17 protein-coding genes and 1 tRNA gene are annotated in these 17,431 nt (G+C 59.8%); 7 read left to right on the top strand and 11 right to left on the bottom strand.

What is annotated here, in order from left to right:
* Positions 1-31: 31 nt before the first annotated feature.
* Together JJE47_01790 and JJE47_01785 are read left to right on the top strand one after the other, a co-directional pair.
* Entirely contained in the window at positions 32-1,414 is a 1,383-nt protein-coding gene (locus JJE47_01790; GenBank protein MBK5266144.1) for an NAD-dependent malic enzyme, read from the top strand.
* A gap of 76 nt (positions 1,415-1,490) precedes the next feature.
* Positions 1,491-1,988 (top strand): SRPBCC domain-containing protein, encoded by a 498-nt coding sequence (locus tag JJE47_01785; GenBank protein ID MBK5266143.1) that lies wholly within the window; start codon positions 1,491-1,493, stop codon positions 1,986-1,988.
* Here the strand turns inward: JJE47_01785 and JJE47_01780 are convergent.
* The 5 genes from JJE47_01780 to JJE47_01760 all read right to left on the bottom strand — a co-directional run bounded on the left by JJE47_01780 (position 1,934) and on the right by JJE47_01760 (position 7,438).
* Positions 1,934-2,431 (bottom strand): hypothetical protein, encoded by a 498-nt coding sequence (locus JJE47_01780; GenBank protein ID MBK5266142.1) that lies wholly within the window; start codon positions 2,429-2,431, stop codon positions 1,934-1,936. The genes JJE47_01785 and JJE47_01780 overlap by 55 nt on opposite strands.
* Positions 2,432-2,482: 51 nt before the next feature.
* Positions 2,483-3,487 carry a ribosome small subunit-dependent GTPase A gene (gene rsgA, locus JJE47_01775; protein MBK5266141.1) on the bottom strand — a complete coding sequence of 335 codons (1,005 nt, stop codon included), beginning with the start codon at positions 3,485-3,487 and terminating at the stop codon, positions 2,483-2,485.
* Between the two features lie 64 nt (positions 3,488-3,551).
* A complete protein-coding gene (locus tag JJE47_01770) occupies positions 3,552-3,995 on the bottom strand; it encodes a GNAT family N-acetyltransferase (GenBank protein ID MBK5266140.1) in 444 nt (147 codons plus the stop codon).
* 35 nt (positions 3,996-4,030) lie between these two features.
* Positions 4,031-5,227: a glycine betaine/L-proline ABC transporter substrate-binding protein ProX gene (proX, locus tag JJE47_01765; protein MBK5266139.1), complete on the bottom strand. Its 1,197-nt coding sequence runs from the start codon at positions 5,225-5,227 to the stop codon at positions 4,031-4,033.
* Between the two features lie 135 nt (positions 5,228-5,362).
* On the bottom strand, positions 5,363-7,438 hold the full coding sequence (locus JJE47_01760; GenBank protein MBK5266138.1) for a chloride channel protein: 2,076 nt from the start codon (positions 7,436-7,438) through the stop codon (positions 5,363-5,365).
* Between the two features lie 199 nt (positions 7,439-7,637).
* Here JJE47_01760 and JJE47_01755 point away from each other — a divergent pair, with 199 nt between their 5' ends.
* From JJE47_01755 to JJE47_01735, 5 genes are all read left to right on the top strand, one after another.
* Positions 7,638-9,371 carry a peptide ABC transporter substrate-binding protein gene (locus JJE47_01755; protein ID MBK5266137.1) on the top strand — a complete coding sequence of 578 codons (1,734 nt, stop codon included), beginning with the start codon at positions 7,638-7,640 and terminating at the stop codon, positions 9,369-9,371.
* 218 nt (positions 9,372-9,589) lie between these two features.
* Positions 9,590-10,558, top strand: a complete 969-nt coding sequence (locus tag JJE47_01750) for an ABC transporter permease (GenBank protein MBK5266136.1) — start codon at positions 9,590-9,592, stop codon at positions 10,556-10,558.
* A complete protein-coding gene (locus JJE47_01745; GenBank protein MBK5266135.1) occupies positions 10,558-11,823 on the top strand; it encodes an ABC transporter permease subunit in 1,266 nt (421 codons plus the stop codon). Before JJE47_01750 ends, JJE47_01745 begins: the two co-directional genes overlap by 1 nt.
* Positions 11,820-12,806, top strand: a complete 987-nt coding sequence (locus JJE47_01740; protein ID MBK5266134.1) for an ABC transporter ATP-binding protein — start codon at positions 11,820-11,822, stop codon at positions 12,804-12,806. Before JJE47_01745 ends, JJE47_01740 begins: the two co-directional genes overlap by 4 nt.
* On the top strand, positions 12,803-13,846 hold the full coding sequence (locus JJE47_01735) for an ABC transporter ATP-binding protein (protein ID MBK5266133.1): 1,044 nt from the start codon (positions 12,803-12,805) through the stop codon (positions 13,844-13,846). The genes JJE47_01740 and JJE47_01735 overlap by 4 nt, the downstream gene beginning before the upstream one ends.
* A 36-nt stretch (positions 13,847-13,882) precedes the next feature.
* On the opposite strand, the gene JJE47_01730 is transcribed toward JJE47_01735, so the two are convergent.
* The 6 genes from JJE47_01730 to JJE47_01705 all read right to left on the bottom strand — a co-directional run bounded on the left by JJE47_01730 (position 13,883) and on the right by JJE47_01705 (position 17,407).
* Complete coding sequence (locus JJE47_01730) at positions 13,883-14,083, bottom strand: hypothetical protein (protein MBK5266132.1); 201 nt, start codon at positions 14,081-14,083, stop codon at positions 13,883-13,885.
* A gap of 129 nt (positions 14,084-14,212) precedes the next feature.
* Positions 14,213-14,398 (bottom strand): hypothetical protein, encoded by a 186-nt coding sequence (locus JJE47_01725; protein MBK5266131.1) that lies wholly within the window; start codon positions 14,396-14,398, stop codon positions 14,213-14,215.
* Between the two features lie 283 nt (positions 14,399-14,681).
* Complete coding sequence (locus JJE47_01720; GenBank protein ID MBK5266130.1) at positions 14,682-15,161, bottom strand: hypothetical protein; 480 nt, start codon at positions 15,159-15,161, stop codon at positions 14,682-14,684.
* Positions 15,158-15,400, bottom strand: a complete 243-nt coding sequence (locus JJE47_01715) for a hypothetical protein (GenBank protein MBK5266129.1) — start codon at positions 15,398-15,400, stop codon at positions 15,158-15,160. The genes JJE47_01720 and JJE47_01715 overlap by 4 nt, the downstream gene beginning before the upstream one ends.
* 111 nt (positions 15,401-15,511) lie before the next feature.
* A complete protein-coding gene (locus JJE47_01710; protein ID MBK5266128.1) occupies positions 15,512-17,290 on the bottom strand; it encodes an ABC-F family ATP-binding cassette domain-containing protein in 1,779 nt (592 codons plus the stop codon).
* A 43-nt stretch (positions 17,291-17,333) separates the two neighbouring features.
* A tRNA-Lys gene (locus tag JJE47_01705) sits at positions 17,334-17,407 on the bottom strand.
* Positions 17,408-17,431: the final 24 nt, after the last annotated feature.

The following is a 17,431-nucleotide window of genomic DNA, read 5'->3' as shown; positions in this document are numbered from 1 at the left end:
CTTTATTGAACGACTCAACCAAGGAACCATCATGGCAAGCGCTTCCTATTCGATAACGTTGCGGGTGATTACCGATTCGACCGACCAACTTGCTATTGGTCGGGTGACGACTGCAATTGGTGAGGCAGAGGGTCAAGTGGTGGCCTTCGACTTTGTCGAGACCGACGAACGGGGATCCGTTATCGATGTGACGGTCAACGCCTCGAACTCGGACCATGCTTTGGCCATCAGTGCCGCAGTCGAAGCTGTCGAGGGAGCCACGGTCCACAAGGTTTCCGACCGCACCTTCCTTATGCACCTCGGAGGCAAGATAGAAGTCCGCTCCAAAGTTGATCTACGTAACCGCGATCAGCTGTCGATGGCGTATACCCCGGGCGTGGCTCGGGTGTCCATGGCGATTTACGAGAACCCGGAAGATGCTCGGAATCTCACTGTCAAAGGGAACATGGTTGCCATCGTGACCGACGGCACTGCCGTTCTCGGCCTCGGTGATATCGGGCCCCTGGCGGCGCTTCCGGTCATGGAGGGCAAAGCAGCCCTGTTCAAGCGGTTCGCCAACGTCGATGCGTTCCCGATTTGTCTCGACACGAAGGACACAGAAGAGATCATCCGCACGGTGCAGCTCATCGCGCCGGTGTTTGGTGGGATCAACCTGGAGGACATTGCCGCTCCCCGTTGTTTTGAGATCGAAGAGCGCCTGCGGGAACTGTTGGACATCCCGGTGTTTCACGATGATCAGCACGGGACCGCCATTGTGGTGGTCGCCGCCTTGCGCAATGCGCTCAAGGTAGTTGGCAAGACGTTTGACGAAGTGGTTGTTTCCATGTCTGGTGCCGGCGCGGCAGGAGTAGCCATCGCCAAGATGTTGCTGGCTGAGCACGTCAAGGACATCATCGTTTCTGACTCCAAGGGCATCATCCACAAAGGCCGTGAACTGGTCGACAACTCCAAGCTTTGGATGGCCGATAACACGAACAAAGCCGGGATGACCGGCGGCATCCTGGAGTCCCTTGACGGGGCGGATGTGTTCATCGGTGTTTCGGCGCCGAACTTGTTCGACGCCAAAGAGATCGCACGGATGAACGACAAGGCGATCATTTTCGCTCTCGCCAACCCGGACCCGGAGGTCGACCCCGTCGAAGCCCGCAAGTATGCAGCGGTGGTGGCGACCGGGCGATCGGACTATCCGAATCAGATCAACAACGTATTGGCGTTCCCCGGTGTATTCAGAGGTGCACTCGATGCGCGCGCCTCGGAAATCAGTGAGGCCATGAAGTTGGCGGCTGCCAAGGCCATCGCCGAAGTGGTAACCGATTCGCAACTGAGTCCTGTCTACATCATCCCGTCGGTATTCAATGGCGATGTCGTGATCGAGGTCGCCAAAGCCGTCCGCGAAGCTGCCCATACCGATTAAACCGAGTCAGAAACCGGGCGGAAGGTCGGCGCTTGGGGTGAAGGTGGCCTAGTGTCGAGGGTGGAAAGGCTATTGGATGTGGACCGAAGTTTCGGCGACTGTCCCCTTGTCGCCGGCCAAGGCATTTGAGGTATTCACCCACCAGATCAACACCTGGTGGCCTCGTAACGGTGTGTTTCCGTACAGCTTTGCCCCGAAGGGCACTGCAGCCGAGCACATCTGTTTCGCCCGAAACGAGCGCCTGCATGAACGGTTCGCCGATGGCACCGACCACACGATCGGTGAGGTCCTCGAATGGGATGCTCCCAACCGGATCGTGCACGAGTGGAAGGCGCCGGATTGGTCAAATCCCACCATCGTGACCATCACGTTTGAGCATGTGGGTCATCATTGTTTGGTGACCCAGCGCCAGGACAGCTTCGATGAGGCGGGGGTGGCTGACTTATTGCCATATTACGACATCGGCAATCGTCAGATATTCGCCTCGTACGTTGCTCACTGCAACGCCATTCATGAGCTTCAGATGCTGTCGGCGGATGGACCGATCGGAGCTGCCAGGCCCGCCACAATGTGAGCGTTTGGCATTCGACCAAATACCTCCGGGTCGACCCGGAGTTTGAGTGAACGGGACCCTCCACCCACGATCACCCGCTGAACATTCATCACCGCTTCGTCGACATAGACCGGCACGTCTGCGGAAATTCCGAACGGGGTAACCCCGCCGATCATCATCCCGGTCGCCTCGACGGTTTGTTCGGCGGAGGCAAACGATAGTTTTTTGACCCCCATGGCATCGCGAACCGCCCGGTTGACGTCGAGGCGAGTACTGGCCAGGGCCAGACACAACCCGAATTGCCCTGGAGGTCGCTTTGAGGCGATGAGTATGGCGTTGGCTGATTCTTCGAGTCGGAAGCCGTAGGCCGCGCAGAAGTCGGCTGTGTCAGCCAGACTAGGGTCGCAGTCGAGTGTCTCGTAGTCGGCTCCGAGGGCCGTGAGGTGGGCGATGACTTCGTTCACGGGCCTGATTGTCCCACAGGTTGTGATTGCGCTGGGTCGAAGGACGGACGGCTAGCGCCGCCTCGGTCTTCCTTTGGAGCCTCGGCCCTGGCTCCTGGCGAGTTCCCGTTTGGCCCGCTCATCGGCCCGCTGCTGGGTGTCTTCCGCTTCAACAACCAGATCGCGCCATCGCTCGTATCGCAACGGGTCCACCGCTCCCGATTCGACGGCCGCCAGGATGGCGCATCCTGGCTCCGAAGTGTGCGAGCAATCGTTGAATCGACAGTCGGCCGCCAGGTCGGTTACATCATCGAACAGGGCATCGACTGCATCAGGATTGCCAACCATCCCGATCTGGCGGATGCCGGGACTGTCGACGATGCAACCGCCGGTGGGGACGGTGTGGATCTGTCTGGCGGTGGTCGTATGGCGCCCCTTCCCGTCTCCTTCCCGAACCGTCCCGGTTTCGGCCGCATCGGTGCCAAGCATGGCATTGACAATGCTGGACTTACCGGCCCCCGACTCCCCGATCAGCACGGCTGTTTTGCCGGCGGTGGCATCCCGCATTTCGGCGATGCCCTCACCGGTCGTCGCAGAAACCTCCAGGATGGCCAACGTGGGATGGAGCGTTTCCATCTCTTTTCGAATATCGGCGAGGTCAGTAGCGAGATCGGTTTTCGAAAGAACCAGGATGGGGGCGGCTCCGGCGTCCCATGCCAGGCTTGCCAACCGGTCAACCCGACCGGCCGGGAGCGGACGATCCAGCCCGCAGACCGCGAACACGACGTCGACGTTGGCTGCCAGCACCTGGTCACCCGTGCCTCGAACGTTGGGTCGGGTGAGCAGCGATGAACGCTCTGCCAGAGCTCCGAATCGTCCCCCGTCTACGGTGATCCAGTCTCCAACGACGATGTTGGCGCTGGAATTATCGACAGGAATGCGAATGATCCCCTCAGCGGTTTGAACGGTAAGAACTTTGGCGTCGTGGCGGATCACCCGCGCTGGTTCGCCGGGACGCCCGGCGAGGAGTCGCTCCCAGTGGTCGGACCAGCCGAGGCCGGTCAGCGGATTAGTCACAGATGGAACTCACGTTCATGGGTTCAACGATAGAGACATCGGGAGCCGGGCACGGCAGGTTTATTCATGGCCGTTCGTATTGGACGAATGGCGTGAGCTTGCCGATGCGGTCATAGAGTCGACGACCGGCCGTGTTGAACTCTTGAGTCAACCAATAGACTCCGGCCGCTCCAGCCAGGTCGGCCTGTTGGTATACCGCCTCGATCAGAGCCCGTCCCAGGCCCGTGCCGCGCCCAGGTTCGTCGACATAGAGGTCTTCGAGGTAGCACGTATCAGCCGTGGTCCACGTGTCGCGATGGAACAAGAAATGGGCGAGTCCGCCGAGTCCCGCTTCAGTTTCAATGACGAGACAGGAAAACTCGTGGGCGTCATCGGACAACAGGCGGGCAAATGTGGTGGCATACACAGCGTCCGGGACAGTTGTCTTGTAGAAGTCGAGGTAGGCCGTCCAGAGACGTCGCCACTCTGGCCAGTCGCTCGCCTGCAAGGGGCGAATTGACGTGTGCATATCCAGAACATAGCCACCAAGGGCCAACGCCGTGGCTAGTTGCCTGCCGCGGCTGCCTCGTTGATCCAGGCATCGACGAAGTCGCGGTTGTTCGCGATCCACTCGGACGCCAGGGCGTTGACATCGTCGTTGCTGTTGCGTCCGCCATCCTGTTCGATATTTGCGAGCGAAACGTCGACGATCGGGAGCTTGACGAGTTCCAACAGTTTGGCGGCAGCCGGGTTCTCGACCAGGAAGTCGTTGTTGGCAGTCACCTGAATGTCAGCTGCAATCCACCCGAGTTGGCACGTATCTGCGCCGGCTGCAGCCGGACAGACATCCGCCCCGAGGTTGGCCGTTCCGGGCCGCTGGTCGTGGGACTCGCCGCCTTCCTGGTTGGTCGGGTTGGAGTCGTCGATGACTTCGTCGACCGCTAGCCAGTAAACGTTGGTACCCGGAATGAGCTTCGTAATAGGTGCGCTGGGCGTCCAGGTGTAGATAATCATCGGCTCGCCGGCTTGTGCCTTTGATATTGCCTCACCAACCATGGAATCGTAATCAGCGATCATCTGGCGGATGTTCTCCCAACCGGAAAAAGCAATCTGGTTCGCGATGACGTTGTCGCAGGTGTAGGTCTCCGGGCAGCCGTAAATGTCGGCGATGCCATTTCCGGGGACCGGGTCGCCGGCGTCGAAGGCAGCCAGGATCTCCGGATCATCATTGATCTGATCGAGATGGGTGACGCCGTATTCGTCGGCGAAGGCCTTGGTGATCAGATAGCCCTGCAGCCCGCCGGCCATCATTTCCTCACCCACCACGCTGACATGGTCGCCGACCTTCGTTCCGTCAGGCAGTTCGGTAGCGAGCCAGCTCGCGTGGCCCGGGTACCAGCTGTTGACCCAGAAGTCGAAATCGTGCTGGGCCATACCGAGGTACGCCGTCGACGGGCTAAGTTCGAGCTCGGATGGGTCTGAGACGATGTAGCCAAGCTCTTCTAGGAGTTGGCGGTACACAGCTGCTTGGAAATAGCCGGACGACCAGTTGGCGCGCGCCATGGTCAGCTCGATTCCTTCGCCAGGCTTGGCGGCGGAATCGTCTTCCGTGGTTTCGGGTGTGGAGGCGTCTATAGGATCGGCCGCCCCGAGGGTATCACCGGTTGTGACGGTGGTTCTGGCGGTTGATTGACCTCCGCAGGCTGCGGCCAGTAACGCTAGAACTGCTAGCAACGCCAGGAGCTGTCTGCACTTGGTCAAATGGGTTGTCTCCTCAGTTGGCGTCCACCGGGTGAACGCCGGTTTGGCCGAAGGCGTACTGGTTGGAGTGCAGGCTACCGGCGGTCCCGAAATTAGGCCGAACGAGGCTGTCCGGTTGACCACAAAGCGTGGCAGCTATTTCTCTTCCGGCCCGGATTCCGCAACGTCGTGGAGCATGATCTCGGCGGTGGGTTCGTCAGCCGTGGCATTGAGTCGTTCGATGACCCTGCTCCGGCCGCCCGTGGTGCCGAATGCCGTAATGACATCGCCGGCCATGAGCGCAGTATCACCCGTTGGCACCATCACCGCTCTACCCCTCCGAACCGATACAAGGGTGCAACCTTCGGGCCATGGAACGACGCGCAGTGGTTGTCCGTCGGCCACGGATCCGGGCGGAATGCGGAAGTCGAAGAACGAAGCCCCCGGGTCGGTCCGTTGCCGGAACCGCTGACGGTCGAGACTTTGGCCGGTGCTGGATGCCAGACCGATGTGGTAGGCCTGAACTGCCCCGTCCCGGCCGAAAATGCCGACCAGCTTGTTCGGGTTGTCGTTGGCGACAACCGGGAGTCGCCCGACGCCTAGAGCGGCCATGCGCTCGAGTGCTACCGATACATGGGTGTCGGGGGTCACCGTTACGGGCCGGGTCGTCATCGCCTCCCGGGCGGTTGGCTTGTCTGGGGTGGCCCGCGCCCGAACGATGTCGGTCACTGTCAGGATTCCGACCAGCCGGTCCTTGTCGACTACCGGAAGTCCGTGGTGACGGTATTGGTCAAAAACAGCACTGGCTTCGTCGAGGGTGTAGGTCGGAGGTACGGAGCGCGGCGGAGCCATGACCTGGCGCACGCTGACGGTGTCGAGTAAGTCGACTTCCGTGGTCCGGACGAGTCGAATTCCTCGTCTCACGAGCGGCATGGTGTAGGCGCTCTCGGGGTGGATACGGTCAACGACTGCCGTTGCCAGAATCGTTGTCAGCATGAGCGGAAGCACCAGGCCGTATTCGAGTCCAGTTACTTCAAACACGATCAGGATCGCCGTCAATGGGGCTCGTCCGACAGCCGCGAAGGTGGCCGCCATTCCGACGACCGCGAATGCTCCCGGATTGAGGTAGGAAAAGCCCCAGATCGGCGCCACGAAGAGAGCGAACGAGGCGCCAAGCGTCGCACCGATGAAGAGACTGGGGAAGAACGCCCCACCAGACCCTCCCGACGAAAGCGTGATGGACGTTGCCAGCACCTTCAGCGCCATTATGGCCAAGAGGGTGTACCAAACAAACGAACCCCCGGTCGCGGCGCGGAGGACTTCGTTGATGAAGTCTTGCCCGGTCCCGAGGATACTTGGCTCAATGACGCCGAGCCCCGCCACGATCAGACCAAAGGTGATTGGACGCAGCCAGCTTCGTTTGGCGATCCATTCGGGAGGACGCTCTGCTCGGTCGAGAAGTTTCAGAAACGCCCAGGCGACCGGTACCACCAGAAGGCCGAGAATCGCGTAAAGGAATAGCTCACGTGGGTCATTGAGTAGGTAGAGGGGAGCACGCAGTGCTGCTTCTTCAGCACCGACCAGGCTCCGGGTGGTGACGGCCGCGGCCACCGACGCAACCACGACGGAGCTGAGGTGTCGGGTCGCGAAGTTTCCGAGGATGACCTCCATGGCGAACAGCATGCCGGCGATAGGGGCGTTGAAGGCGGCGCCAATTGCGGCCCCGGCTCCTGCGGCGACCAGGCTCTTGACCTGGTCCTCGGTAAGGCCAGTATGGCGGGCGATCGACGATCCGATAGTGGCGCCGATCTGCACGATCGGACCCTCCCGGCCGGCCGACCCGCCACCGCCAATGGACAATGCGGTCACGAGGATCTTGTAGAATAGGGACCGGGTAGGCAAATAGCCCGAGTGCAGGGCCAGCGCAGCTGTGGCTTCCGGGACGCCGTCGCCGATGGTGTCGGGAGCGAATCGTTTTGAGATCGTGTGAGCCGCCCACAGGCCGAGAGGAAGGGTGATGAGAACCAGGTATTTGCCGGCTCCCCACCCTTCGCCAAGTCGGCCGAGCGTTTCAGAGAGCCCGTCGGTGGACCAGATCAACACTGCCGCGGCCGCTCCGACCAGGACCCCGACCACGACAGACACGCCAAGGAATGCCGCGGTGTCTCCGGTGGTACTTAAGGCGGGCCCGGCCTCGTCTCGCTTGGGCTTGTTAAGGAATCGGCTAACCATCAGAACATAGGGTAGAGCAAGACATGTGGGCCGAATCGTCTTGCGAGCAGTATCGCAATCAGATCGTTTTTCGACGACCCGCGGCTGGCGGGCTAGCGTTCGCGTTGCGATTCCGGCCGTGCGTGAGCGCGATCGACTTGGGAGTTGTAGTTTAGGTGCCGCATCTGCCTGGCTGGATGCATACAAGAAGGGACTATTTATGAAACGAACCACTAAATGGCTTGTTCTGCTGGTTGTTTTGTCGGTGTTGGCCGCCGCTTGTGGGGGAGATTCTTCGACCACCACCGTGGCCGCGGTTGACACGCCCGACACAACGGCAGCAGCACCGACCACGACAACCGGGTCAACCGATACAACGGTGCCTGCCGAACCTGCAGGTCCGAAAACGATCATTATCGGAACGACAGACTCGATCGCCGGACTTGACTCTGCCGACGCCTACGCCATTCACGACTGGGAACTCCTCCGGAACATCGGAGAGGCTTTGCTTAGCTTTGCTCCAGGTACGACCGACATCGTTCCCGGTTTGGCGAGTGACTACTCGGTAAGTGATGACGGACTTGTCTATACGTTCAATCTGCGAGATGACATTTTCTTTGGCGACGGTACCGAGTTGGACGCCAACATGTATGTTGATCATCTCACCCGCATGCTTACGCTTGACGGATCCGGCGGCGTCGGTGGTGCGCTTGGCACACCATTTATCGAGTCCTATCGGGCCGTCGACGACCGCACGGTGGAGATCACCCTGAAGGATGCTTTCGGTTACTTCCCCCAGGTCGTGACCGGTGCACCGTATATGCCTATGCACCCTGATTTTCCGTTGGATGCCCTCGTCGAGTTCCCCGACGCGCCGGTCTACGGTGTCGGCGTGTGGATGATCACCGAGTATGTTCCAGGGGAGCAGACGGTATTGGAGCCGAACCCGTATTACGCCGGTTCCGCTCCTGCTCCGAAGGTCGACCGAATCATCATCCGCTACTTCAACGACGCTCCGACGATGGCCAAAGCCATCGAAACTGTTAAAGACGGCAGGGGTGAGATCGATATTGCCTGGCGGACCATCGGCCAACCAGATCTGCTGGCGGAACTCGAAGGCGTCGACGGTCTGACTGTGGGCACCGTTCCCGGCGGTGGTGTGCGGTTCATGGTTATCAATCATCAACTGGCACCCACTGACAATGCGGATGTGAGAAAAGCCCTCGCGGCGCTCGTCGACCGTGACGAAATCTCCGACCGGGTCTATGCCGGAACTGCCGAACCGCTCTATTCGATGATCCCCGTCGGCTTCCTTGGAGCCAATGAGGCGTTCGACGATGTGTTCGGTGCTCCCGATATTCCGGCCGCTCAGGCGTTCTTGACGGCGGCGGGCTATTCGGAGACGAATAAGCTTCAGCTCCAGGTCGCGTATCCGCCAGAGCACTACGGTGGCACGGCAGCCGACCTTATTCAGCTCCTCAGCGAGCAGTATGAGGCGTCCGGCATGATCGATGTTGAGATCATCTCTCAAGAGTGGTCAACCTACATCGGGGCCGTCATCGGAGGCCAGGACTATGCGGTTTCGCTGTTGGGCTGGTTCTTCGACTATCCGGACCCGGACAACTATCTGGCCCCGTTCATGAACAACGGTGGACTCGGAACCATGATTACCGACCCCGACACCAACGAGCCGATTGACGCCGACGCCCAGGCGCTCATGGACCTGCTGGTCCAGGCAGGCACCGAAACGGATGTGGATGCCCGGGCAGCCTTGTATGCGGACCTGCAGGAGAAGTTCGCCGAGAACGTAACCACGTTGCCGCTGTTCTTCCTGCCGGAGCATGTCGTCTACTGGGATTACATCTCGGCCGACGATGCCGCGGCAACGATCGAATCCCTGAACATTGGGCCGACGTTCGATCTGCACTACGAGTTGCTGGATACCAGCAAATAACACGGTATTGACGATCGGAGGAGGGGGCGGACGTCCCGCCCCCTCCTCTGACTGTTTCCGATTTTCCCGTTCTTCAGAGGAGGATCTGGGTGCATCCTTTGGCACTCACATTCCTGATAATCGGTATTCCTGCTTTGGCGGGTTTGACATATGTGTTTGTGCGGGGAAGCTCAGGTTTGCGGCGCTATGTCGTAACCCGGATCATCCTCACCCTTCCAATGATCTTTATTCTGGCGACCGTGATCTTCGTGGTTCTGCGGTTGCTTCCCGGTGATCCTGTCACGAGTGCGCTCGGGCCAAGGGGCTCGCCGGAGCTGAAAGCCAGAATGATCGACGATCTGGGTCTCAACGACCCGCTGATCGTTCAATACGGTCGCTTCTTGGGCGATGTCGCCAGGTTTGACCTCGGGACTGCGTTGACCGAGGGCCGCCGTCCGATTGCGGATGAAATGGGCGAACGGTTCCCGGCCACGCTGGAGCTGGTGGTGCCGGCGACCGTGCTTGCTCTGCTGATCGGCCTGATCCCTGGAACGATTGCCGCTCACCGACGAAGACAGGCGCCTGACTACGCCATTCGCCTGTTCTCGGTGATCATCTACTCGATTCCAGTTTTCTGGCTCGGATTGATGTTTCAGCTCATTTTCAGTGTGAAATTGGGCTGGCTGCCGGTCTCGGGCCGTATCGACGCGATCACCGGGATCGGGCTGGAACGTACGACGAATATTCTTGTCATTGATTCCGTTTTGTCCGGAAACTGGGTGGCGTTTCGAAGCGTTCTGATTCACCTCGTTCTGCCTGTCACCACGCTCGGGCTGGTTCTGTCAGGCGTCTTCGTTCGACTGACCCGTATCAACGTCATCGAGACGCTCCAGCAGGATTACATCACCGCGGCTCGGGCTCGAGGTATCAAGGAGCTGGTGGTCGTCTATGGCCACGCCTTGAAGAATGCCATGATCCCGGTGGTGACCTTGATCGGTCTCCAGGTGGCGATCCTGTTGGCGGGAGCCGTCTTGACCGAGTCGGTGTTTTCCTGGCCAGGCATGGGCCGGTATCTCATTGATCGAATCTTGGCTCGCGACTTCACGGCCGTGCAAAGCGTTGTCACGATGTTTGCGATCTTTGTCGCCATGATTTCGCTTGCCGTAGATATCTTGTATTCACTGCTTGACCCGCGGGTGCGGTACTGATGTCGAACGATTCTCCTCTCGATCCTGACAACCTGTTGTCCGCTGAACTTGAGCGGGTGGGGTTGGTCAGACGCATGTTTGTGGCCCGGCGTTGGTATGGCGTCGATTGGTGGTTCGTTGCCATCAGTGCGGTTGTTTTGGTGGTTTTGTTTGCACTTGCCCTGTTTCCTGGTGTCTTTGCTCCGCATGATCCGTTGGCCCAGGTCGGTCCCCGGCTCCTGGCCCCGGGAGCCGATCCTGATCGGTTGATTCTTCTCACGCTTGAAGACAGTGGCATCGGCGGCATTGGCGATCTTCCGCGCGATGGTCGTGTCCCATTCGGGGTAGTCGCCGGCAGCAACGCATCCGAAGCAGCCCGCGATGAGGCTGATCGGCTGACACAAGAACTCGCTGCGGCAGGCATAGATGAGCGGATTCGGTTGAAGGTCGAGCGGTATGACACTGGAGAACAAATGCTCACCGCTCTCACCGATGGGGAAGTCATTGCTGCGGGTGGCTCGTCGCTGGTTCTGGAGCCGCTCCTTGGTGGATACCCGACGATCGCCGAGGTCGGTCCCATCGCGATGGAGGAAGGCGCAGTTCAGAAGGGTGGCTTCATCCTCGGTACCAATCAACTCGGCCAGGATGTGCTCAGCCGATTGATTCACGGGACGCGCGTGGCATTCCTCATAGGTTTTGCCGCCGCTCTGGCGGCCTTGGTGATTGGCGTACCCCTTGGACTATTGGCGGGGTATGCCGGTGGAGCACTCGATCGCGGTATCTCGCTCATCATGGATTCGATGTATGCCTTTCCGGGTTTGATCCTGGCGATTGCCATTACGGCCGTGCTTGGTCCGAGCGTCCTCAACGTGGTGGTGGCCATATCTGTCCTGTACATCCCCACCTACTACCGGATTGTGCGCGGCCAAACCCTTTCGGTCAAAGAAGAGTTGTACGTCGAAGCTGCCCGATCGATTGGTGCTCGGGTCAGCCAGGTCGTTCGTAAGTATGTGTTCCCGAATGTGATTCCATCGGTAGCCATTATTTTCTCGGTCAACGTTGCCGACGCCATTCTCACCGGAGCGGCTTTGTCGTTCCTGGGTCTCGGCCTGCCTCCCAACATCCCCGATTGGGGAGCCGATCTCAACCAGGGTCGAGAAGCCATCCAGAACGCCTGGTGGCTCTCGACGTTCCCTGGCCTGGCCATCATGATCGTGGTCCTGACCTTCACGATGCTTGGTGAGGGACTCATGGAAATATTCAATCCAAAGTTGCGTGAACGATGACTGACGCTCTCTACTCCGTCCGCAACCTGTCGGTCGAGTACGGAACCAGGCAGGGACCGGTGAAGGCGGTCAACGACGTCTCGTTCGATATTCGCAAGAATGAGATCCTTGGCCTGGTTGGCGAGTCGGGATGCGGGAAATCCACACTTGGCAAAGCCATGTTACGAATGATCACGAAGCCGGGCGAAATCACTGGCGGTCAGTTGCTGTTTGGCGGTCATGACCTTATGACGCTGTCCTCTCGCGAGATGCGTTCGCTTCGGGGCAGCAGGCTGGGAATGGTGTTTCAAGACCCGATGACCTCGCTGAACCCGGTTCAGCGGATAGTCGATCACCTCACGGAGACGATTCTCGCCCACGAAAAGACCACCACCGCGGCAGGCGCTCGGACCCGGGCCTCCGAACTCGTCGAGAGACTCGGGATTCGTCGCGAGCGGATCGACGATTACCCCCATCAGTTTTCGGGCGGCATGCGCCAGCGCGTGATGATTGCCCTCGCTCTGGCATTGCATGCCGATCTCGTGATCGCCGACGAACCGACCACCTCTCTGGATGTAATCGTTGAGGCCAAATTCCTTGACCTATTGAGAGAACTACGCGACGAGTTCGACCTGACGATTGTGATGATCACCCACAACATCGGGGTGGTCGCCGAGATCGCCGACCGCGTGGCCGTCATGTACGCGGGCCGAATGGCGGAGATCGGCGACGTTAGAGATGTGTTTGCCAGACCCTTGCACCCGTATGCAGAAGGTCTTTTGAAGTCGGTACCCAACATCGAGTTGGACGGTCAGGAGCTGTACAAGATGGACGGTTCACCGCCCAACCTGGCGTTCACGCCACCCGGGTGCTCCTTCCATCCACGGTGTCCAAAGGCTTTGCCGATCTGTTCGGACCAGGTGCCGGTCCTGCGCGCGGTGCGGGCCGACCAGGAGACCGCCTGCTGGCTATACGATGACCAGACGGTGGAGCTCGCCCGATGAGTGATGCACTCGTTCGATTCGTCGGGGTACGCAAGTGGTTCCCGGTTACCAAGGGCCTGATCGCCAATCTTCTCGATCGCGGTGAGAAGAAGAACGTTCGGGCGGTAGATGGAATTACTTTTGAAATCCGGCGCGGCGAGGTTTTCGGCCTGGCCGGGGAGTCGGGATCCGGTAAATCGACGGTTGGTCGTCTGGCAATTCGATTGCTGGATGCAACCGACGGCCAGGTGTTGTTCGACGGCCAGGATCTCGGCGCCATGTCCCGTGAGGAACTCCGTCAAACCCGTCGCCGCATGCAGGTGATCTTTCAGGATCCGCTCGCCTCACTCAACCCCCGGATGACCATCGGCCAGGCGATTGAACACCCGGCCTTGATCCACTTGCCGGAGCTCAGCGCTCAAGAACGAACCCAGCGGGTACTAACACTGCTCGACGATGTTGGAATGAGCCCACCAGAGCTGTATTACGGCAAGTACCCGCACCAGATTTCGGGAGGCCAGCGCCAACGCATCGTGATCGCCAGAGCCTTGATTACGGCGCCCGAGCTGATTGTTGCCGACGAACCAATCGCAATGGCCGACGTGTCGGTTCGAGCTGTGTTGCTCGATCTCATGATGAAACTTAAGGAAGAGTTCGACCTCACATATCTGTTCATCACCCACGACCTGGCGACGGCCAAGTATGTGTGCGATCGGATCGCCATCATGTATCTCGGGGAGATTATCGAGATCGGTACCCTCGCCGAGATCTATGAACATCCCCAGCATCCCTACACCCGGGCGTTGCTCGATGCGGTTCCGGTTCCGGACCCCCTTCACCGGCGCCTTGAGCCGCTACCCCCGGGCGAAATCCCCAACCCGATCAATCCTCCGCCGGGTTGCCGGTTTCATCCCCGGTGTCCGATCGCGGTCGAGGGCATTTGTAACGTGGATGCTCCCCAACTCATTCAGGTCGCCGGCGATTCGGTCGATCATTTGGCCGCCTGCCATCTGCGTACCGGCGCACACCAGGACCTCGACCCGGAACGGGTATCCGGCTAGACCGTTTCCTTCAATCGAGTGTGCATCCAGATTGGATTATCGAACGAGGATGGACACTCGACGAAGAAATCTGCCTACATTGAAGGTCTCGCAGAGTTCGACCGTGCCGGCGTCATCGAGGATCGGGCAACTCGTGGTGAGGCCCAGAGCGGACGCTATTGAATCTGTCTCAACGATGCTGTATCCGGTCACGGGATTCGCTCCGCCGCCGCAAGATGCCAATAGGTACTTGGCCATTGCATGCTCCTTGGTCCCGGCGGCCTGGTTCGCCACGTGCTGCTCACCAACGAACAAGCCAGGCCGTTTTCGACAGCGGCCGAAGGCCGCCCCTTGCACAAACGCGACAGGGGGTCGCGGCCGGTTGGATTAGTTGTGTTGCTCGATGAGTTTCTTGATGTGGGCGTCCATCTCGGCCTTCTTCTGCATCATCTCGGCATCGGTTTTGCCTTCCATCAAGTTGGCATGAGCATCTCCGCCGTGGGCCATCATGGCGGTGTGAGTGGGTGTCTGCTGCCACCTAATCGCAACCGCGATCGCTCTTTTTCGTGCCAAGCGATCGACAGGCGAAGCTAGATGGCCCGCATGCGGTTGTTGCGAGCGTTGTGCTCGACTTCGGCGGGGCCTTCGAGAACTGGAGCGACGTAGTTGCCGACCCGACCTCTGAGATCCTTTCTCAATCGTACCAACCATCGATGGGGTTATCGCTTGAACGTGCCCAGGCATCAACCGACCCTTCCGGAGGTTCCTTCTGCTCGTCGGCGTTGCCAAGTGGTACCCAATCTCCGCGCGGTACGAGCATCTGATGCAGATCTTCGACGATGTGGAGGTCGTAGTGCTAGGCGCCCGTAAGGGCTCGGGCTGCTGTTTCGACGAACTGGCGACCCGTGGCGTCGGCCAACCGATGGAGCATGAGGCGGTCGATGAGTTCGCCCAACGGTCCGAGGGGAGGGGAGTATTGGCCCCGGAAGGTGAGGTCTGATCCGAAGCTCTCCCGGTCGGTCAGAATGAGATCTGCATCCATCCGTGGGAATAGGGACTGTGGGCCGGTTGCCTCCCACCACAACGGTACGACCAAACGGTCGGTCAGTTCAAGCGGTGCACCAATGGTCATGTTGACGGACTTCTCGATGTGAAACTGGTTGCCGCCCGCTCCGAGTCTGGTCCGGATACTCTCGCCGTATTCCAATGCGCCGTGTACGTCGGCGAGAAGCATGTCCAGATGGCGTTGCATCCGATCACTGGCCTCGTCGAACGGGACGGCCACGTCAGCCGTGTGCTGGACAAGCAAGTGATTGGCCCGGGGTGACATGATCATGAAGCTCTGTTCTGCGAGTCACCCACGAGCACGGTGACCGCGTCGTACGGGCAATGACCGGCGAGCTCAATGAAGGCTTGGACTTTGTCGGCGTGGTCACTTCCGGCGCCCCGGGCCGTTGAACCGATTGAGGCGTGGAGTATGCAGGTGCGACCGCCCGGGCATCGGGTGTGGTCGATGATGTTGGTGGACGCACCGATCCCGGGACCAGGGAGCTTGTCGTTTGTAAAGACCCCCATCGACGCCTCCTCCAATAATTGGTTGTGGAGGCAGTCTGGTTCCTGTTGGTGCAGGTCGGCAATGAGACTTTCGGCCCTTTTGGAGGGCGTAAGTCCCTCAAGGGTCGCTATTCAGGCTGGACCAGTGGTTCGTTCGGACAATTCGAGCCAACGATCCTCGATAGTGGCGAGTTTCCCTCGCGCCTCGATCAACTGAACACCGAGTGCGGCAGCCCGTTCCCAGTCGGTCCCGGCAACCGCCAAATCGGCTTCGATGGCCGCGATGCGGCGTTCGAGTTTGGGGATTTGTTTCTCGATCTGCCGGTGTTCGTGCTGTTCGTTCGAGGACAGGCGGGCTCCGTAGTCGGTCCCTCCCGAGCGCGCCTGGGCAGGCTTTGATTGTTTCGGTGTTTTGGGTGCGATTTCGGCAGCCCGGTAGGCTGCCCAGCCGCCGGGGTGGTGCAAGATGGAACCGTCCGGTTGGACTGAAACCACGTCGGTGCACACCCGTTCGAGGAAGTACCGGTCATGGGTTGCGGCGACCAGAGCACCTGGCCAGTTGTCGAGGTAGGCCTCCAGCGCACCCAAAGTGTCAAGGTCGAGATCGTTGGTTGGCTCGTCGAGCATGAGGAGATTCGGGGCTTCTGCGAGCACCCGAAGCAGTTCCAAACGGCGGCGCTCGCCTCCCGATAGTTCCCCAACGAGGGTGGAGTGCTGACGACTCGGAAAACCGAATCGTTCAAGCAACTGTGACGCGGAGATGGAAATGCCTGAGTCGAGCCGAGTCTGCTCGGAGATTTCCCTGATGGTCTCAAGAATCCGTTGGTTGGCGGGGAGCGGTTGGGGATCCTGGCCGTACCAGCCGGGAACAATGGTGTCTCCCATGCTTGCCTTGCCGGAAGTGGGGGTGATTCGTCCGGCGATGATCCGCAAAAGGGTGGTCTTGCCGGCTCCGTTGGGTCCGACGATACCGACCCGGGCATCTTCGGCCAGATGCCAGGTGATCGCTGAGAGAACGGTGTTTTCGCCGAACGTGATCCCAACGTTGTCGAGGTTGACCACCTTCGACCCGATCCGTCGAGTCGGGAGATCAAACTCGAGCGCGGTCCGTGCGATGACACCTGACTCCTGGTTGACGAGATCGGTGGCAGATTTGATCCTCGCCTTCTGCTTTCCGGTCCGGGCCTTCGGCGAACGTTCCAACCAGGCGAGTTCGGTACGGGCTCGATTCTGTCGTTTCTGCTCGGTGGCTTCTGCCAGTGCTTCTCGTTCGGCCCTGGCAACCAGGAAATCCTGATAGGTGCCCCGGTGGCCCATGAGCTTGCGGTTGTGGACTTCGACGATGGAGGTGCAGACCCGGTCGAGGACGTAGCGGTCATGGGTGACCATGACCAATGCACCTGGTCGAGTGGCCAATTCGTCTTCCAACCAGTCGATCACCTCCACGTCGAGGTGGTTGGTCGGTTCGTCGAGGATGGTGATGTCTGCATCGATGGCCAGACATTGAGCAAGGGCGACCCGGCGTCGTTGGCCACCGGAGATGTCGGCGATACGCTGGTCAAGGTCCTTGAATCCCAATCGGTCGAGCAGCACCAGCGTCGGGTGGCTCTCGGCAGCGATCTCGGCCAGAGTGGTGGTTGGATCGATGTCGGGTTCCTGGGCAAGCAAGGCGATCCGGGTGCCGGAGCGACGGATCACCCGTCCGGCGTCCACGTCGACTGTTCCGGCGATGATGCTCAGCAGGGTCGATTTGCCCGATCCGTTGGCTCCAATCACCCCGATCCGGTCGCCGTCGTGGATGCCCATGGTGACGTCGTCGAGGATCGGTAATTCGGGATACGCCTTTGAGACGCCTTCAACGGAAACCAGATTCATGTTGTCCAAACAATCGATCGCGAAACGAGTGTGCATGCAGGTGCCTATGCGGAATCTGGATGCACACTCGATTGAGGGGTGGGTCCGGTGGGAATTGAACCCACAACCAACGGATTAAAAGTCCGCTGCTCTACCGGATTGAGCTACAGACCCAATGGTCCCTTAACGATACCCGCT

The sequence above is a fragment of the Acidimicrobiia bacterium genome, assembly GCA_016650365.1.
Classification (GTDB): Bacteria; Actinomycetota; Acidimicrobiia; order Spongiisociales; family JAENVV01; genus JAENVV01.
This window is presented reverse-complemented; position numbering and strand designations above follow the sequence as displayed.

Bases quoted from the DNA above. Each gene is read 5' to 3' on its own strand.
- JJE47_01760 (MBK5266138.1), bottom strand. From the start codon at position 7,438: ATGGTTAGCCGATTCCTTAACAAGCCCAAGCGAGACGAGGCCGGGCCC.
- JJE47_01735 (MBK5266133.1), top strand. From the start codon at position 12,803: ATGAGTGATGCACTCGTTCGATTCGTCGGGGTACGCAAGTGGTTCCCG.
- JJE47_01785 (MBK5266143.1), top strand. From the start codon at position 1,491: ATGTGGACCGAAGTTTCGGCGACTGTCCCCTTGTCGCCGGCCAAGGCA.
- JJE47_01745 (MBK5266135.1), top strand. From the start codon at position 10,558: ATGTCGAACGATTCTCCTCTCGATCCTGACAACCTGTTGTCCGCTGAA.
- JJE47_01710 (MBK5266128.1), bottom strand. From the start codon at position 17,290: ATGCACACTCGTTTCGCGATCGATTGTTTGGACAACATGAATCTGGTT.
- JJE47_01770 (MBK5266140.1), bottom strand. From the start codon at position 3,995: ATGCACACGTCAATTCGCCCCTTGCAGGCGAGCGACTGGCCAGAGTGG.
- JJE47_01755 (MBK5266137.1), top strand. From the start codon at position 7,638: ATGAAACGAACCACTAAATGGCTTGTTCTGCTGGTTGTTTTGTCGGTG.
- JJE47_01715 (MBK5266129.1), bottom strand. From the start codon at position 15,400: ATGGGGGTCTTTACAAACGACAAGCTCCCTGGTCCCGGGATCGGTGCG.
- JJE47_01790 (MBK5266144.1), top strand. From the start codon at position 32: ATGGCAAGCGCTTCCTATTCGATAACGTTGCGGGTGATTACCGATTCG.
- JJE47_01740 (MBK5266134.1), top strand. From the start codon at position 11,820: ATGACTGACGCTCTCTACTCCGTCCGCAACCTGTCGGTCGAGTACGGA.
- JJE47_01750 (MBK5266136.1), top strand. From the start codon at position 9,590: ATGATCTTTATTCTGGCGACCGTGATCTTCGTGGTTCTGCGGTTGCTT.
- JJE47_01730 (MBK5266132.1), bottom strand. From the start codon at position 14,083: ATGGCCAAGTACCTATTGGCATCTTGCGGCGGCGGAGCGAATCCCGTG.
- JJE47_01720 (MBK5266130.1), bottom strand. From the start codon at position 15,161: ATGATCATGTCACCCCGGGCCAATCACTTGCTTGTCCAGCACACGGCT.